Annotated in this window: 12 protein-coding genes and 1 tRNA gene; 10 read left to right on the forward strand and 3 right to left on the reverse strand. The window is 71.7% G+C overall.

Translation table 11 applies throughout. The features are described from left to right. Positions 1-142 precede the first annotated feature (142 nt). From rsmA to J0I43_RS00645, 6 genes are all read left to right on the forward strand, one after another. Complete coding sequence (gene rsmA, locus J0I43_RS00620; protein ID WP_292857406.1) at positions 143-1,015, forward strand: 16S rRNA (adenine(1518)-N(6)/adenine(1519)-N(6))-dimethyltransferase RsmA; 873 nt, start codon at positions 143-145, stop codon at positions 1,013-1,015. Between the two features lie 172 nt (positions 1,016-1,187). Beyond that, positions 1,188-2,261, forward strand: coding sequence for an L-glyceraldehyde 3-phosphate reductase (gene mgrA / locus J0I43_RS00625; protein WP_292857409.1), 1,074 nt, complete (start codon positions 1,188-1,190; stop codon positions 2,259-2,261). A gap of 2 nt (positions 2,262-2,263) precedes the next feature. Continuing rightward, a complete protein-coding gene (locus tag J0I43_RS00630; RefSeq protein ID WP_292858995.1) occupies positions 2,264-3,187 on the forward strand; it encodes a 4-(cytidine 5'-diphospho)-2-C-methyl-D-erythritol kinase in 924 nt (307 codons plus the stop codon). Positions 3,188-3,206: 19 nt separating this feature from the next. After that, positions 3,207-4,520, forward strand: coding sequence for a GNAT family N-acetyltransferase (locus J0I43_RS00635; RefSeq protein ID WP_292857412.1), 1,314 nt, complete (start codon positions 3,207-3,209; stop codon positions 4,518-4,520). A gap of 89 nt (positions 4,521-4,609) precedes the next feature. Continuing rightward, positions 4,610-6,454, forward strand: coding sequence for an ABC-F family ATP-binding cassette domain-containing protein (locus tag J0I43_RS00640; RefSeq protein ID WP_292857415.1), 1,845 nt, complete (start codon positions 4,610-4,612; stop codon positions 6,452-6,454). A 31-nt stretch (positions 6,455-6,485) separates the two neighbouring features. Beyond that, positions 6,486-7,733, forward strand: a complete 1,248-nt coding sequence (locus tag J0I43_RS00645) for an alpha/beta fold hydrolase (RefSeq protein ID WP_292857418.1) — start codon at positions 6,486-6,488, stop codon at positions 7,731-7,733. Positions 7,734-7,972: 239 nt separating this feature from the next. On the opposite strand, the gene J0I43_RS00650 is transcribed toward J0I43_RS00645, so the two are convergent. The 3 genes from J0I43_RS00650 to J0I43_RS00660 all read right to left on the reverse strand — a co-directional run bounded on the left by J0I43_RS00650 (position 7,973) and on the right by J0I43_RS00660 (position 10,544). After that, positions 7,973-8,263, reverse strand: coding sequence for a metal-sensitive transcriptional regulator (locus tag J0I43_RS00650; protein ID WP_292857421.1), 291 nt, complete (start codon positions 8,261-8,263; stop codon positions 7,973-7,975). After that, complete coding sequence (locus J0I43_RS00655) at positions 8,260-9,945, reverse strand: FAD-dependent oxidoreductase (protein WP_292857422.1); 1,686 nt, start codon at positions 9,943-9,945, stop codon at positions 8,260-8,262. The genes J0I43_RS00650 and J0I43_RS00655 overlap by 4 nt, the downstream gene beginning before the upstream one ends. 101 nt (positions 9,946-10,046) lie before the next feature. Next, positions 10,047-10,544, reverse strand: a complete 498-nt coding sequence (locus J0I43_RS00660) for a MarR family winged helix-turn-helix transcriptional regulator (RefSeq protein WP_292857425.1) — start codon at positions 10,542-10,544, stop codon at positions 10,047-10,049. 68 nt (positions 10,545-10,612) lie between these two features. On the opposite strand from J0I43_RS00660, the gene J0I43_RS00665 reads away from it, so the two are divergent. From J0I43_RS00665 to J0I43_RS00680, 4 genes are all read left to right on the forward strand, one after another. Further along, positions 10,613-10,684: transfer RNA gene (locus tag J0I43_RS00665), tRNA-Gln, on the forward strand. A gap of 1 nt (position 10,685) precedes the next feature. Next, a complete protein-coding gene (glmU, locus tag J0I43_RS00670) occupies positions 10,686-12,155 on the forward strand; it encodes a bifunctional UDP-N-acetylglucosamine diphosphorylase/glucosamine-1-phosphate N-acetyltransferase GlmU (protein ID WP_292857428.1) in 1,470 nt (489 codons plus the stop codon). After that, positions 12,133-13,161: a ribose-phosphate diphosphokinase gene (locus J0I43_RS00675; protein ID WP_292857431.1), complete on the forward strand. Its 1,029-nt coding sequence runs from the start codon at positions 12,133-12,135 to the stop codon at positions 13,159-13,161. The genes glmU and J0I43_RS00675 overlap by 23 nt, the downstream gene beginning before the upstream one ends. A 69-nt stretch (positions 13,162-13,230) precedes the next feature. Beyond that, positions 13,231-15,993, forward strand: a complete 2,763-nt coding sequence (locus J0I43_RS00680) for an HAD-IC family P-type ATPase (RefSeq protein WP_292857434.1) — start codon at positions 13,231-13,233, stop codon at positions 15,991-15,993. Positions 15,994-16,057 lie beyond the last annotated feature (64 nt).

Raw genomic sequence — 16,057 nt, forward strand, 5'->3', positions numbered from 1 at the left:
TCCGCACGATGTCGCGTACTCCGCATCGGCGAACGCGGATGCCTGCGGAGAACGTGCGATTCTGCGGAGTACGTGCGGGGCATGTCGCGCCGCGGTGCGCGGGCGCCCGTCCCGTCAGCGCGCCGCGGATAGGCTGGACGCCATGCCCGTCACCCTGCTCGGCGCGTCCGAGATCCGCGCCCTCGCCGCCGAGCTCGACGTCACCCCGACGAAGAAGCTCGGGCAGAACTTCGTCGTCGACGCGAACACGGTCCGCAAGATCGTGCACGTGGCGGCCGTCACGGCCGGCGACCGCGTCGTCGAGATCGGCCCGGGTCTCGGGTCGCTGACCCTCGCGATCCTGGAGACCGGCGCCTCGACGACGGCGGTCGAGATCGACCATCGGCTCGCGGAGCGGCTGCCGGCGACGGCCGCCGCGCACGGCGTTCCCGCCGGCGCGCTGACGGTCGTGGACGCCGACGCGCTGCGCGTCGCGGAGCTTCCCGGTGACCCCAACGTCCTCGTCGCGAACCTGCCGTACAACGTGAGCGTGCCGGTGCTGCTGCACTTCATGGAGACCTTCCCCGCGATCGAGCGCGGCGTCGTCATGGTGCAGGCCGAGGTCGGCGAGCGGCTCGCCGCCCCACCCGGGTCGAAAGTGTACGGATCGCCGAGCGTCAAGGCCGCCTGGTACGGGCCGTGGCGGCTCGCCGGAACCGTGTCGCGGCAGGTGTTCTGGCCCGTTCCGAACGTCGACAGCGTGCTCGTCGGCTTCCGCCGCGACCCCGAGCCGCGCGGAGACGAGGACCTCCGCCGCCGCACCTTCCGGATCGTGGATGCCGCCTTCGGCCAGCGCCGCAAGATGCTGCGACAGGCCCTCTCCGAGGTGCTCGGCGGGTCAGGCGGCTCGGGCGGATCAGGCGGATCAGCGGCATCCGCGTCGGCCGTCCTGGAGAGCGCGGGGGTCGCGCCCACCGCGCGTGGCGAGCAGCTCACGATCGACGATTTCGTCGCGATCGCCCGCGCCGCCGGCTGACCGGCCCGCGCCCCATCGCGCCGCGCGCTGAAAGAGGTGGCGCGAAAGCGGGTCGGGGATGCCGTGACCCCGGCATCCCCGCCACCTTCTTGATCCGCACTGCCGCACACCTCGCCGCCGACCACCGCGCGGCACCGGCCCGCGCGTCGGCGCACCTCGCTAGCCTGGAGGAGTGACCGAGATCGAAGACCGCTTCCCGCCCACCCGCGGCGGCGACATCCACCGCCCCTACACCGCCGCCGGCGACCGCTACGACGGCGTCGCGTACCGCCAGGTGGGCTCGAGCGGCCTCTATCTGCCGCCGATCTCACTCGGCCTGTGGTGGAACTTCGGCGACAACATCCCGTTCGACAACCAGCGTGCGCTCCTGCGGCACGCGTTCGACCGCGGCATCACGCACTTCGATCTCGCGAACAACTACGGCCCGCCGTACGGCACGGCCGAGACGAACTTCGGCCGCATGATGCGCGAGGACTTCCGTCCGTACCGCGATGAGCTGATCATCTCGTCCAAGGCCGGGTGGGACATGTGGCCCGGTCCCTACGGGACGCAGGGCTCGCGCAAGTACCTCATCGCGAGCGCCGAGCAATCGCTTCAGCGCATGAGCATCGACTACGTCGACATCTTCTACTCGCACCGCGTCGACACCGTCACGCCGATCGAAGAGACCGTGGGCGCCCTCGATACCCTCGTGCGCCAGGGCAAGGCGCTGTACGTCGGGATCTCGTCGTACTCCGCCGAGCGCACGGCGGCGGCGAAGGCGGTCGCTCGGGAGCTCGGCACGCCGCTCGTCATCCACCAGCCCGCGTACTCGATCCTCAACCGCTGGGTCGAAGACGGCCTCACCGAGGTGCTGCGCCAAGAGGGCATGGGGGCGATCGCGTTCACCCCGCTCGCCCAGGGGCTCCTCACCGACAAGTACCTCGGCGACGGGACGGCCGATCGCGCGCAGCAGCGTTCGTCGCTGCCGGGCCGTCAGCTCAGCGAGGGGGCACTCGCGGCGCTGCGCAGCCTCGACGTCATCGCGAAGGAGCGAGGCCAGACCCTCGCGCAGATGGCGCTGCAGTGGGTGCTGCGCGACGGCGTCGTGACGTCGGCCCTGATCGGCGCGTCGCGGCCGGCGCAGCTCGACGAGAATCTCGCCGCTCTGCAGGGCCCGGCGTTCGACACGGAGGAGCTCGAGCAGATCGATGCCGTCTCGGACGCCATCGACGTCGACCTGTGGGCGGGATCGGCGACGGCGTGAGCCTGCGCGGGCCTCGGCAGAGCGTACGCGTGCGCGCTCCGGGCAAGATCAACGTCTTCTTCGAGGTCGGCGACGTCGCGCCCGACGGCTACCACCCGGTCGCCTCGGTCTACCAGGCGCTCTCGCTGTACGAAGAGGTGACGGCGCGTCCCGCGAGCGACTTCACGATCGCCGTCACCGGCGATGTCGACGTGTCGGGCGTCCCGCTCGACGCGTCGAACCTCGCGGTGCGCGCGGCGCGGCTCGTCGCGCAGCATCTGGAGTGGGAGGGCGGCGTGCACCTCGACATCCACAAGGGCGTTCCGGTGGCGGGCGGCATGGGCGGTGGATCGGCGGACGCCGCGGCAGCGCTCGTCGCCGTCAACGAGCTGCTGGACGGGGGCCTGACACCGCTCGAGCTCCAGGAGCTCGGCGCCGAACTCGGCGCGGACGTCCCCTTCGCGGTGCTGGGCGGCACCGCGATCGGCACCGGTCGTGGGGACGAGCTCGCTCCTGCGCTCGCTCGCGGCCGGTTCGACTGGGTGCTCGTGACGAGCGAGGACGGGCTCTCGACGCCGGCCGTCTACGGCGAGCTCGATCGCCTGCGGGCGCTTCCCGACATCGCCCCGTCTCGCGGCCTGCCGCAGGCCGACCCGGCCGTGCTGCAGGCACTGCGGTCGGGGGATGCCGCGGCGCTCGCCCCCGCGATCCGCAACGACCTCCAAGAGGCGGCGCTGTCGCTGCGCCCGGCGCTCGCCGACGTGCTCGCGCGCGGCATCGACGCCGGCGCCCTCGCCGGCCTCGTCTCGGGGTCGGGCCCGACGATCGCGTTCCTGACCCCGGATGCCGCGGCATCCGACCGGATCGTCGCGACGCTCACGGGCGCCGGCCACACCGCACTCGCGGCGCACGGGCCCGTGCCCGGCGCGCGCGTCCTCGACACCTGACCCTTCGGAACGGAGCACCATGTCCGACCTTGCGAACACCTTCCACGACGCGCCGCTGAACGCCGAGATCGCGGGTCGCCTCGCCGGCCACGGCCTTCACGCGCGCCGTGTCGACGACGCCGCGCGCGCCGAGACCGACCGCTGGCAGGACGCCGTCGCGCGCGGATTCCTGAACGGCGAGCCGAACGACACGCAGCATGAGGTGTTCGCGCAGCTCGGGGCGTATCGCCGCAAGCTCGGCGTGTACGACGCCGCCGGGGCACAGCCCGATCTCCCCGTGGCGACCTTCGCGTCGTGGATCGGCGAGCTCACCCTGCCGGGCGCCGTCGTGCCGGCCTGCGCGATCTCGGCGGTGACGGTGGCGCCGACGCACCGGCGCCGCGGCATCCTGCGCACGCTCATGTCGGGCGAGCTGCGCACGGCCGCCGAGCTCGGCGTGCCGATCGCGGCGCTCACCGTGAGCGAGTCGACGATCTACGGCCGGTTCGGGTTCTCGTCGGCCGCGCAGGCCGCGCACTGGGAGATCGACACGCGGCACGTGCGGTGGGCGGGGCCCGAGCCGACGGGCCGCTTCGACTTCCTCACGCGGGAGCAGGGGCGCGCGGCGGCGGACGCGCTGCACCAGCGGGTGCGGGCCGGCTCGCCCGGTGAGCTGAAGATGCCCGGTGGCCACTGGGACCGCTTCTTCGGCACGCGCGCCGACGCCGAGAAGGCCGATCAGCTGCGCGTCGTGCAGTTCCGCGGCGACGCCGGTGAGGTCGACGGCCTCGCGCTCTACCGCGCCGTCGAGAACGAGGCGAGCTTCGACCAGTCGACCGTGGAGATCTCGCTGCTCATCGCCGCGACCGACGAAGCCTACGCGGCCCTGTGGCACTTCTTCCTGTCGATGGACCTCATCTCGACGATCAAGGCGTCCGAGCTCGCGGTCGACGAGCCGCTGTGGTGGATGATCGGGAACCACCGCGCGGCATCCATTCGCCTCCTCGATCATCACTACCTCCGCGTCCTCGACGCGCCCGCCGTCCTCCAGGCGCGCAGCTACGACGTCGCCGACACGATCGTGCTCGAGGTATCCGATCCGCTCGAGATCACGGGCGGCACCTTCGTGCTCACGACGGATTCGACGGGCGTGGGTGAGGTCGACGTCGTGGATGCCGCGCCGGTCGGCCTGCCCGCCGTGCAGCTCGGTGTGGCGGAGCTGTCGGCACTCGTCCTCGGCGGCGTGTCCGCCGTGACGCTCGCGCGCGCCGGTCGCCTGCGCGCGGACGACGTCGATCGCGTCGCGCGCGTGTTCCAGACGACGCGGGCGCCGCGGCTCAGCTACTGGTACTGACGACGAGCCCCGCGGCGCCACCCGCCACCGCCACCTGCCACCCGCCCGCGGCCGCCCGTCGCCCGGCGCTCGCGTAGCCTGGGATCGACATGGCACACCTCCTCGGCGGCGAAGCGCTGCACCTCGAGTTCCCCACCAAGGTCGTCTTCGACTCCCTCTCGCTCGGTGTCGATGAGGGCGACCGCATCGGCATCGTGGGCCGCAACGGCGACGGCAAGTCGTCGCTGCTCGCGATGCTCGCCGGTCGGCTCGCACCCGATTCCGGTCGGGTGACGGTTCGCGGCGGCGTCCGCGTGGGTGTGCTCGATCAGGGTGACACGCTGGATGACACGCTGACGGTCGCGCGAAGCGTCGTCGGTGACCGGCCCGAGCACGAGTGGGCGGGGGATGCCACGGTTCGCGGCGTCATCGACGGCCTCGTCGGCGACCTCGACTGGGACGGTCCCGTCACGGGCCTGTCCGGCGGTCAGCGCCGCCGCGTCGCGCTCGCGCGACTGCTGGCGGGGGACTGGGACGTCCTCGCCCTCGACGAGCCGACCAACCACCTCGACGTCGAGGCGATCGCGTGGCTCGCGCAGCACCTGAAGACGCGCTGGTCGCGCAGCAGCGGCGCGCTCCTGGTCGTCACGCACGACCGATGGTTCCTCGACGAGGTCTGCACGACGACCTGGGAGGTCCACGACCGCATCGTCGAGCCGTTCGAAGGAGGCTACGCGGCGTACATCCTGCAGCGCGTCGAGCGCGACCGCCAGGCGGCGGTCATCGAGCAGCGCCGGCAGAACCTCGCCCGGAAGGAACTCGCCTGGCTGCGCCGCGGCGCGCCCGCCCGGACGTCGAAGCCGAAGTTCCGCATCGACGCGGCGAACGTCCTGATCGAGGACATCCCCGAGATCCGCGACAAGGTGTCGCTGCAGTCCCTCGCCGTCTCGCGGCTCGGCAAAGATGTCGTGGACCTGCTGGAGGCCGGGGTCAGCTACGGACCCCGCGACGTCCTCCGCGCGGTCGAGTGGCGGATCGCGCCGGGGGAGCGCACCGGCATCCTCGGTGTCAACGGCGCCGGCAAGTCGACGCTCCTCGGGCTCGTCGCCGGGACGGTCGAGCCCACGAGCGGCCGCGTCAAGCGCGGGTCGACGGTGAAGGTCGCGACCCTCACTCAGCGGATGGACGAGCTCGACGAGCACCTCGACGACCCGGTCCGTGTCGTGATCTCGCGCCTCCGCACGAGCTACACGATCGGCACGGGATCCAAGGCGACGGAGCTGACCCCCGGTCAGCTCCTCGAGCGCGTGGGCTTCACCTCGGCGCAGCTGTCGACGCCGGTCAAAGACCTCTCCGGCGGGCAGCAGCGCCGTCTCCAGCTGCTGCTCATCCTCCTCGACCAGCCGAACGTGCTCATCCTCGACGAGCCGACGAACGATCTCGACACCGACATGCTCGCCGCGATCGAAGACCTCCTCGACTCGTGGGCGGGCACGCTCCTGGTCGTCAGCCACGACCGGTACTTCTTGGAGCGGGTCACCGATCAGCAGTACGCCGTCCTGGCAAGCCCGGACGGCGCGGGGCGTCTGCGGCACCTCCCCGGCGGCATTGACGAGTACCTCCGACTGCGCGAGCACGCCCGCACCGCGATCGGTGCCACGGTCGGCGCGGCGGGCTCGTTGGCGGGTCCGGCGGCGGGCGGGGCCGCGGGCACGGCATCCGCGTCGGCGCTCTCCGGGTCCGAGGCACGCTCCGTGCGGAAGGATCTGCAGGCGACCGAGCGCCGCATCGAGAAGCTGACCGCGCGAGTGGATGCCGCACGCACCGCCCTCGCCGACCACGACCAGTCCGACTACGTCGGGCTGGGTGAGAAGATGCGCGAGATCGGTGACCTCGAAGCGGAGGTCGGCGAGTTGGAGGAGCGCTGGTTCGAGCTGTCCGAGCTCCTCGGCTGACGACCGCCGGCCGGATGCCTAGGCTGGAGCGGTGACCGTCACGACCCGCCGCCTGCTCGACCTCCGCATCGACGACCACGTCCTGACCCTGCCGCTCGTCTGGGGGGACGACGCCGACGCACGAACGATCGATGTGCATGCGGCGGTCGTGACCCGCGAGGGCGGGGAGGACCTGCCCTACCTGCTGTTCCTCCAGGGCGGGCCGGGCTTCGAGGCGCCGCGCCCCTTCACCGCCCCCGCCGCGCCCAGCTGGCTGGGTGCTGCGCTCGAGCACTACCGGGTCGTTCTGCTCGATCAGCGCGGCACCGGGGCATCCACCCCGTTCGGCGACGCCGACCTCGACCGCGGCGACGAGGCGATCGCCGAGTACGTCACGCACCTGCGCGCCGACGCGATCGTCGAGGATGCCGAGGCCATCCGGCAGAGTCTGGGAGCGGCGTCCTGGAGCGTCCTCGGCCAGTCGTTCGGCGGGTTCACGATCCTGCGCTACCTCAGCGTGCACGCCGCGTCGCTCGACGAGGTCTATATCACGGGCGGGCTGAGCGCCGTCGGCCGGCGCCCCGACGAGGTGTACGCCCTCACCTACGACAAGATGCGGGATGCCTCCGAGGCGTACTACCGGCGCTTCCCCGAGCACCGCGACGCGATGCGGGCGCGACTCGACCTCGCGGCATCCGGGTCCCTCGTCCTCCCGGACGGGGAGGTCGTCTCGCTGTCGCGGCTCAGGTCGCTCGGCATGCTCCTCGGCACGAACGACGGGTGGCAGACCCTGCATGCGCTGCTCGAGACCGATCCGCGCTCGAACGCTTTCCATCACGATCTCGCCGCGGCGCTGCCGTTCTCGCCGCGGAACCCGCTGTACTACCTCTTCCACGAGTCGAGCTACGCCGACGGATTCGCGACCCGCTGGGCCGCCGACCGTGTCGAGCCGGGCGACTTCCGCGACGACCCGACGCTGCTCACGGGTGAGCACGCGCGGCGAGACTGGCTCGACACCGTGCCGGGCCTGATCCCCTGGCGGGGAGCCGCGCTGCGGATCGCCGACGTGGAGTGGACCCGCCTGTACGATGCCGACGCGCTCGCGGCGTCCGGCGCCCGCGGAGCGGCCGCCGTCTACGTGAACGACGTGTTCGTGCCGGTCGAGTTCTCCGTGGAGACGGCGCGACTCCTCCCCGGCGTCACGCCGTGGGTCACGAGCGAGCACGAGCACAACGGCCTGCGCGCCGGCGACGTGCTCCCGCGTCTCATCGACCTCGCGCACGGTCGCCGCATCCGCTGACGCCGCCGGCGCCCGGGGTCAGCGACCGAGCAGTCCGGCGAGGAAGCCGCGGGGAGCAGGGCTGTCGTGCCCGACGCAGCGGTCCGCGCGCGAGACGCCCGCCAGTGCCTCTTCGACGTGTTGGCCGCATCCGGCCCAGGTGGCCTTGCCGCAGGTACGGCACGTGGTCTTCCGGCACATGATGTTCTCCTTGGATGAGGGTGATGACGGTGTGCGCGCGACGTGGCGCGTGGGACGGATCAGGCGAGCGAGAGGAACAGCTTCTCCACGTCGTCGGGGGTGAGCCCTTCGGCGTCGGCGGCGGCCTCCGGGTCGACCATGCAGTCGCGCATCGCCGTCGCGATGATGGCGAACCCGGCTCGGTCGAGCGCGCTCGTCACGGCGGACAGCTGCGTGACGACGTCGCGACATGATCCGCCGCGTTCGACGGCCGCGATGACGCCGGCGAGCTGCCCCTGCGCACGGCGCAGGCGATTCAGGATGCGCTTCTGCGTCGCGGCGCGCTCGTCGTCGGTTCCCGTGATGATCATGCGTGGACTCCTTCGCTCGTCAGCACCTGATCGGCGTCACGGCCGAACCACTGGCGCAGTGTCTGGATGCCGCCCGAGAGCGACGTGGCCTCGATGCCGCCTCCCACGAGGATGCGGTAGGCGATGTTCGAGCGGACTCCCGCCGCGCACATCACGCGAACCGGTCGCCCGGCGGCGGCGATGCGCACCTCGTCGAGCCGTCCGCGCAGCTCCGTGTGCGGAATGTTCAGCGCCCCCGGCAGGTGACCCGATGCGAACTCGTCGGCGCGACGCACGTCGAGCACGAGCGCGTCCGCGCCGTCGGTCGCGTCTTCGGCGTACCAGAGGCGCAGCCGGCCGGCGAGCAGGTTCTCGGCGACCATGCCGATCAGATTCACTCCGTCCTTGGCCTGCCCGTACGGTGGCGCGTAGGCGAGGTCGAGGTCGATGAGATCCGCCGCGCCGAGCCCGGCACGCATCGCGGTGGCGAGCACGTCGATCCGCTTGTCGACACCGTCGTGTCCGGCCGCCTGTGCCCCGAGGAGTGCCCCGTCGTCGCCGATGTGGACGACGAGGTGCATCGCGGACGCGCCGGGGAAGTAGCCCGCGTGCTGGTTGGGATGCAGGTGGAGGGTGCGAAAGGGCACGCCTGCCGCGGCCAGATCGTCGCGGTTCGCTCCCGTCGAGGCGACGGTGATCGTCCCGATGCGCACGATCGCCGTGCCGAGCGCCGCGGGGACGGCGCGCGCTCCCGCGGCGCCGAAGATGTCGTCGGCGATGAGGCGGCCTGCGCGGTTGGCGGGCCCCGCGAGGGCGACGGGGCGACGGATGCCGAGGGTCGCGTCCACCGAGAGCGTCGCGTCGCCCGCCGCCCAGACGCCGGCAGCCGACGTCCGGCCGCGCTCGTCGACGACGATCGCACCGCGTTCGGTGACGATCCCGGCATCCATGGCGAACGCCGTGTCGGGGCGGACGCCGACCGAGAGGATGACGATGTCGGCGGTGATGTCGCGACCGTCGGACAGCGTCACCGTCGCCCCGGCCACGCCGGCGAGGGACGTGATCGCGGTCGCGGCGACTCCCGCGTGGACGCGGATGCCGAGCCGCTCGAGTTCGTCGGACGCGACGCGGGCGAGTTCGCGCTCGATGCGAGGCAGGACGTTCGGCGCCAGCTCCACGACGTCCACCTCGAGCCCGCGGTGGCGCATGGCCTCCGCGGCCTCGATGCCGATGTAGCCTGCGCCGAGGACCACCGCGCGGCGGGCTCCGTCGTCGACGAGCGTCCGCAGCTCGATCGCGTCGGTCACCGTGCGCAGCGTGCGCACCTGCGGGGACCCGATGCCGGGGAGAGGAGGACGCACGGCCGCCGCGCCCGGCGCGAGGACGAGCGCGTCATAGGCCAGCGTCTGGGCGCCGTCGGGGGACAGGACGGTCAGTGTCCGCGTCGCCGTGTCGATCGCGGTGACCTCGTGGTCGATGCGCACGTCGAGGTTCAGTGCCGCGCGCAGGGACTGCGGGGTATGCAGGCGCAGATCCTCCGCGTCGTCGATCTCCGCGCTCACGTGGTAGGGAAGCCCGCAGTTGGCGAACGACACCTCCGTACCGCGCTCCAGGACGATGATCTCGGCGTCCTCACTGAGGCGCCGCGCACGCGCTGCGGCGCTCATGCCTGCGGCGACGCCTCCGACGATGATGATTCGCATGGTTCTCCCTTTGACCGGAAATTTACCCCCGGGGGTATTTGTACATTACCCCCGGGGGTATGCGATCGCAAATGCGCCGACGCCGAGCGAGGAGAGGACCCTCAGGCGTCGAAGCTCAGCGAGAGCTTGCGCAGAAGGCCCGCCAGCCGCTCGCGATCGCCGCGGGAGAGGATGCCGAGGAGCTCGGCCTCGGCATCGACGAGGCGGGTGATCGCGGCATCCACGCGCGTCCTGCCGTCCTCGGTCATCGTGACCAGGACGCTCCGTCCGTCGGCCGGGTCGGCCTCGCGGCGCACGAGGCGGCGACCGACGAGCCGGTCGATGCGGTTGGTCATCGTGCCGCTGGAGACGAGCGTCTGCTGCAGGAGCTGCTTCGGGCTCAGCTGATACGGCTCGCCGGCACGGCGGAGGGCCGACAGCACGTCCCACTCCCACGGTTCGAGGTCGCTCCGGCGGAACGCCTCGCGCCGGGCGCGGTCGAGGTGCCGCGAGAGCCGGTCGACGCGGGAGAGCACTTCGAGCGGCGAGAAGTCGAGGTCGGGACGTTGCGTGCCCCACGCGTCGACGATGCGATCGACTTCGTCGTGCTCGGTGGCCATCGCACCATTATCGCGGGTGCCGGTGCGCGCCCGTGGCAGACTGGAACCCGCCCGCCGCGTGCGGGCGTTCCGCCGTGGTGTAACGGCAGCACGACAGCCTTTGGAGCTGTGAGGCCCAGGTTCGAATCCTGGCGGCGGAGCATGACGAACACGACGCTCGACGAGTCGCTGGCCATCGTGATCCTCGCGGCGGGGCAGGGGACGCGCATGCGCTCATCCCTCCCCAAGGTCCTGCACCGCATCGGCGGGCGCCCGCTCGTCGGGCACGTGCTCGACACGGCGCGCGACCTCGCGCCCGCGCACGTCCTCGTCGTCGTGCGGCACGAGCGCGACCAGGTCGCCGACGCGGTGACGGGCATCTCGCCCGAGGTCGTCGTCGTCGACCAGGACGAGATCCCCGGCACGGGGCGCGCCGTCGAGGTCGCCCTCGCCGCCGTGCCCGACTTCTCCGGCGACGTGCTCGTGCTCTCCGGCGACGTGCCGCTGCTGGATGCCGGCACCCTGGCATCCCTCGTCGCCGACCACCGTGCATCGCGCGCCGTGACGACGCTCCTGTCGGCGGTCCTGCCCGACGCGACGGGGTACGGCCGGGTCATCCGCGGAACGGACGGCACGGTCGAGCGGATCGTCGAGCAGAAGGATGCCACGGCCGCCGAAGCCGCCGTCACCGAGATCAACGCGGGCGTGTACGTCTTCCAGGCGCCCGTGCTGCGCCGCCACCTCGCGCTCGTCGGAACCGACAATGCACAGCACGAGAAGTACCTCACCGACGTCATCGCGCTCGCCCGTGCCGAGGCGCTCGCCGTCACGGCCTCCCTCGTGCGCGACGTCACGCTGACCCTCGGCGTGAACGACCGCGCCCAGCTCGCCGAAGCCGGGCGGCTGCTGAATGCCCGCACCGTCCGCCGGTGGCAGCTCGCGGGCGCGACCATCCAGGACCCGGCGACGACGTGGATCGACGTCACCGCCGAGCTGGCGCCGGACGTCACCGTGCTGCCGAACACGCACATCCTGCGCGCGAGCGTCGTCGCGACGGGCGCCACGATCGGCCCCGACACGACGCTCGAGGACTGCGAGGTCGGCGAGAACGCCGTGGTCCGCCGCGCCGACGCGACTCTCGCCGTCATCGGCGCGGGCGCCTCCGTCGGGCCGTTCGCCTACCTGCGCCCGGGCACGAATCTCGCCGCGGGCGGCAAGATCGGCACGTTCGTCGAGACGAAGAACGCGACGATCGGCGAGGGCAGCAAGGTGCCCCACCTCTCCTACATCGGCGACACGACGATCGGGCGCGGCGTCAACCTCGGCGCCGGCGCCATCACCGCCAATTACGACGACATCGCCAAGCACCGCACCGAGATCGGCGACGAGGTGCACTCCGGCTCGCACAACGTGTTCGTCGCCCCGGTTAGGATTGGTGACGGCGCCAAGACCGGCGCCGGCGCGGTGATCCGCAAGGACGTCCCGGCCGGTGCGCTCGCCTTGAGTGTCGCCCCTCAACGCAACGTCGAGGGGTGGGTCGAGAATCACCGACCGGGAACGGCTGCGGCGGACGCCGCGGCGCGTGCCCGGTCCGCACAGGAAGCGGACGATGGGGCGCAAGAAGAAGGCTGAGCAGGAGCGCGACGACATCGCGCCGGGCCTCGTGGTCAAGACCAAGAAGCGACTCGTCGTCGCGTCGGGCAGCTCGCACCCCGGCCTCGCTGAGGCGGTCGCGGCGCAGCTGGAGACGGAACTCGTCCCCACCGAGCACCGCACATTCGCGTCGGGGGAGATCCTCACGCGGTTCGAGGTCTCGATCCGCGGGTGCGACATCTTCCTCATCCAGTCGTTCGGCCCGCCGGTCAACGAGTGGATGATGGAGCTGCTCATCATGCTGGATGCCGCCAAGCGCGCCTCCGCGAAGCGCATCACCGTCGTCGCGCCGTACTATCCGTACTCCCGGCAGGACAAGAAGGGCCGCGGCCGGGAGCCGATCTCGGCCCGCCTGGTCGCCGATCTCTTCAAGACCGCCGGTGCCGACCGCGTCATGAGCGTCGACCTGCACGCCGCGCAGATCCAGGGCTTCTTCGACGGCCCCGTCGACCACCTGTTCGCCAAGCCCGTGCTCCTCGACCATTTCGAGAAGACCCTGTCGGCGGAGGACCGCGAGAAGCTCACGGTCGTCTCGCCCGACACGGGTCGCGTGCGGGTCGCCGACCAGTGGTCGGACTCGCTGGGCGCACCCCTCGCGATCATCCACAAGCGCCGCGACCCGAATGTCGCCAACCAGGTGACTGTCAACGAGATCGTCGGGCGCGTCGATGGGCGTGTGTGCCTCCTCGTCGACGACATGATCGACACCGGCGGCACGATCGTGAAGGCGGCACAGGCGCTCAAGGCGCACGGAGCGGAGCGCGTCATCGTCGCGGCGACCCACGCCGTCTTCAGCGCACCCGCCGTCGAACGTCTGCAGGACAGCTCGATCGACGAGGTCGTCGTCACCGACACGCTGCCGCTGCCGGTCGAGAAGCGCTTCCCGGGCCTCACGATCCTGCCGATCGCGCCCCTGCTCGCGCGCGCCATCAAGGAAGTCTTCGAGGACGGCTCGGTCACGAGCATGTTCAACGGCGACGCCTGACCGGTTCTCCCGGCCATGACGCGCGGGCGTGCGGAGGTCGCGCTCGCACGGCGGGAATAGGATCGCGTCATGCCCGCACTCGACGCACCGGCTCTCTCGCTCGAACGCCCCTTCGCCCTGTCCGCCGATGAGGTCGCGTCCGCCCTGGCGACCGGTGACGACGGGCTGGATGCCGCGGACGCGGCAGCGCGCCGCGCCGCGGTCGGCCCGAACCTGCTGCCCGAGCCGAAGCGTCAGCCGGCGTGGCTGCGCTTCCTCGGGCACTTCAACGACACGCTGATCTTCATCCTGCTCGGCGCCGCCGCGATCAAGGCGGTCATGGGGGACTGGCTGGATTTCTGGGTCATCATGACGGTCGCCGTCATCAACGCGGTCATCGGATACGCGCAGGAGGGGCGGGCGGAGAAGGCGCTCGCCGGCATCCGCGGCATGCTCTCCGCGGATGCGACGGTACGGCGCGGCGGCGCCTGGTCGACGATCCCTGCCGAAGACCTCGTGCCGGGCGATGTCGTCCGACTCATGCCGGGCGACAAGGTTCCCGCCGATGTCCGCCTCGTGTCGGCGTCGCAGCTGCGCATCGAGGAGGCGGCGCTCACCGGTGAGTCGGTTCCCTCGTCCAAGCAGACGGATGCCGTCGACGACGGCGCCGGGGTCGGCGACCGGGCATCCATGGCCTTCTCCGGCACGATCGTCTCGGCCGGGCAGGGCACGGGCGTCGTGACCGCGACGGGCGCGCACACGGAGATCGGCCGCATCCAGGCGCTCGTGAGCGATGCGGGCTCGCTCGCGACGCCGCTCACGAAGCAGCTCGACCGGTTCGGCAAGGTGCTGACCCTCGTCATCCTCGGCATGGCCGCCGTCATGATGCTCATCGGCCGGTACCTCCACCAGATGCCGTTCCCGGAGCTCATCTCCGCGACGATCGGGTTCGCGGTCGCCGCGATCCCCGAGGGCCTGCCGGCGCTCGTCACGATCACGCTCGCGATCGGCGTGCAGCAGATGGCGCGGCGGAACGCCATCACGCGCAAACTCCCCGCCGTCGAGGCGCTCGGGTCGGTCACGACGGTCTGCTCGGACAAGACCGGCACGCTCACGAAGAACGAGATGACCGTGCGGACGATGGTCACCCCGGTCGCGCGCTACGACGTCTCGGGCCTCGGCTACGACCCCGACGGCGCGATCACGCCGGAGGGCGGGCGCGACCTCACGACGCTCCTGGCCGTCGCGGACCTCTGCAACGACGCCGAGCTCGTGCGCGCCGACGACGGCGCCGGATGGACTCTCGTGGGGGAGCCGACGGAAGGCGCACTCAAGGTCGTCGCGATGAAGGGCAAGGCGGATGCCGCGGGCGCACGCCGCATCGACGTCGTCCCGTTCGACTCCGCCAACAAGTTCATGGCGACGCTCGTCGAGGCCGGCCCGGATGCGGGCCCTCGAGCGGGCGCAGGCACCGGCGCCGGGCGCGCGATCCTCGTCAAGGGGGCTCCCGACCGCATCCTCGAGCGCGCACTCACGCAGCGCGGTGCGGATGGCCCCGAGACCCTCGACATCCCCTTCTGGGAGGCGGCGATCGACGACCTCAGCGGGCAGGGCCTGCGCGTCCTCGCCGCGGCGCGGACGACGACCCGCCAGAGCGAGATCGGCGTGGACGACCTCGTCGACCTCGAGTTCCTCGGCCTCTGGGGCATCCTCGACCCGCCCCGTCCCGAAGCCGTCGAGGCCATCGCCGACTGCCATGCCGCCGGCATCCGCGTGAAGATGATCACGGGGGACCACGCCGGCACGGCGCTCGCGATCAGCCGTGAGATGGGTCTCGTCGCCCGCGACTCCGACAACGCCGCCACGCCCGTCCTCACCGGCGCCGAGCTCGAGGCGATGAGCCAGGACGAGCTCGCCAAGGTCGTGCAGCAGGTCGATGTCTTCGCGCGGACGAGTCCCGAGCACAAGATCCGTATCGTGCGCGCCCTGCAATCGCATCACGAGGTCGTCGCGATGACGGGTGACGGCGTCAACGACGCCCCGGCGCTCACGCGCGCCGACGTCGGGATCGCGATGGGCATCAAGGGCACCGAGGCGACGAAGGAGGCGGCGGAGATCGTCCTCGCCGACGACAATTTCGCCACGATCCGCAGCGCGATCCGCGAGGGACGGCGCATCTACGACAACCTCCGGAAGTCGGTCGTGTTCCTGCTGCCGACCAACGGCGCGCAATCGCTCGTCATCCTCGTCGCCGTCGTCTTCGGGCTCACGCTGCCGCTCACCCCCGTCCAGGTGCTGTGGGTCAACATGGTCACCGCCGTCACGCTGTCGCTCGCCCTCGCCTACGAGCCGGCCGAGCGCGGCATCATGACGCGGCCGCCGCGGGGGTCGGGCGGATCGATCATCGCAGGCCGCGAGCTCGGGTTCGTCCTGATCGTCTCGCTCCTCATCGGTGGGGCGACACTCGCCGTGTTCGGCATCTCCCTGGCATCCGGCACCGATCTCGCGATCGCGCGCACCGAGGCCGTCGCGATGCTCGCGCTCGGCCAGCTCGCCTACCTGCTCAACTGCCGCTTCCTCACGCGATCGTCCATCACGGTCGACGTGCTGCGCGGCAACCCCGTCGTGTGGTGGTCGGCGCTCGCCCTCGTCGTGCTGCAGCTCGTGTACACCTACGTGCCGTTCATGAACGCGCTGTTCGGATCCGAGCCGCTGAGCGCGGTGGGCTGGCTGCTGCCGGTCGCCTTCTCGGTCGTGATCTTCCTCCTCGTCGAGGTGCTGAAGGGCATTCGGCGGCGGCGCGTCGAGGCCCGCACGGCGAGCGCGGGCGTCGGATTCAATGCGGACGCATAGGTAATTCCGGGGCCCGGCCGATGCGGGCGCGGCTACCGTGGAGAACGCCACCGCACCTCCGCGG

It is taken from the genome of Microbacterium sp. (assembly GCF_017305435.1).
Lineage (GTDB): Bacteria > Actinomycetota > Actinomycetes > Actinomycetales > Microbacteriaceae > Microbacterium.

What these genes read in the sequence shown, in the direction of transcription:
- rsmA (WP_292857406.1), top strand. Translation starts at nt 143, where the DNA reads ATGCCCGTCACCCTGCTCGGCGCGTCCGAGATCCGCGCCCTCGCCGCC.
- J0I43_RS00635 (WP_292857412.1), top strand. Translation starts at nt 3,207, where the DNA reads ATGTCCGACCTTGCGAACACCTTCCACGACGCGCCGCTGAACGCCGAG.
- J0I43_RS00640 (WP_292857415.1), top strand. Translation starts at nt 4,610, where the DNA reads ATGGCACACCTCCTCGGCGGCGAAGCGCTGCACCTCGAGTTCCCCACC.
- J0I43_RS00650 (WP_292857421.1), bottom strand. Translation starts at nt 8,263, where the DNA reads ATGATCATCACGGGAACCGACGACGAGCGCGCCGCGACGCAGAAGCGC.
- J0I43_RS00655 (WP_292857422.1), bottom strand. Translation starts at nt 9,945, where the DNA reads ATGCGAATCATCATCGTCGGAGGCGTCGCCGCAGGCATGAGCGCCGCA.
- J0I43_RS00660 (WP_292857425.1), bottom strand. Translation starts at nt 10,544, where the DNA reads ATGGCCACCGAGCACGACGAAGTCGATCGCATCGTCGACGCGTGGGGC.
- glmU (WP_292857428.1), top strand. Translation starts at nt 10,686, where the DNA reads ATGACGAACACGACGCTCGACGAGTCGCTGGCCATCGTGATCCTCGCG.
- J0I43_RS00675 (WP_292857431.1), top strand. Translation starts at nt 12,133, where the DNA reads ATGGGGCGCAAGAAGAAGGCTGAGCAGGAGCGCGACGACATCGCGCCG.
- J0I43_RS00680 (WP_292857434.1), top strand. Translation starts at nt 13,231, where the DNA reads ATGCCCGCACTCGACGCACCGGCTCTCTCGCTCGAACGCCCCTTCGCC.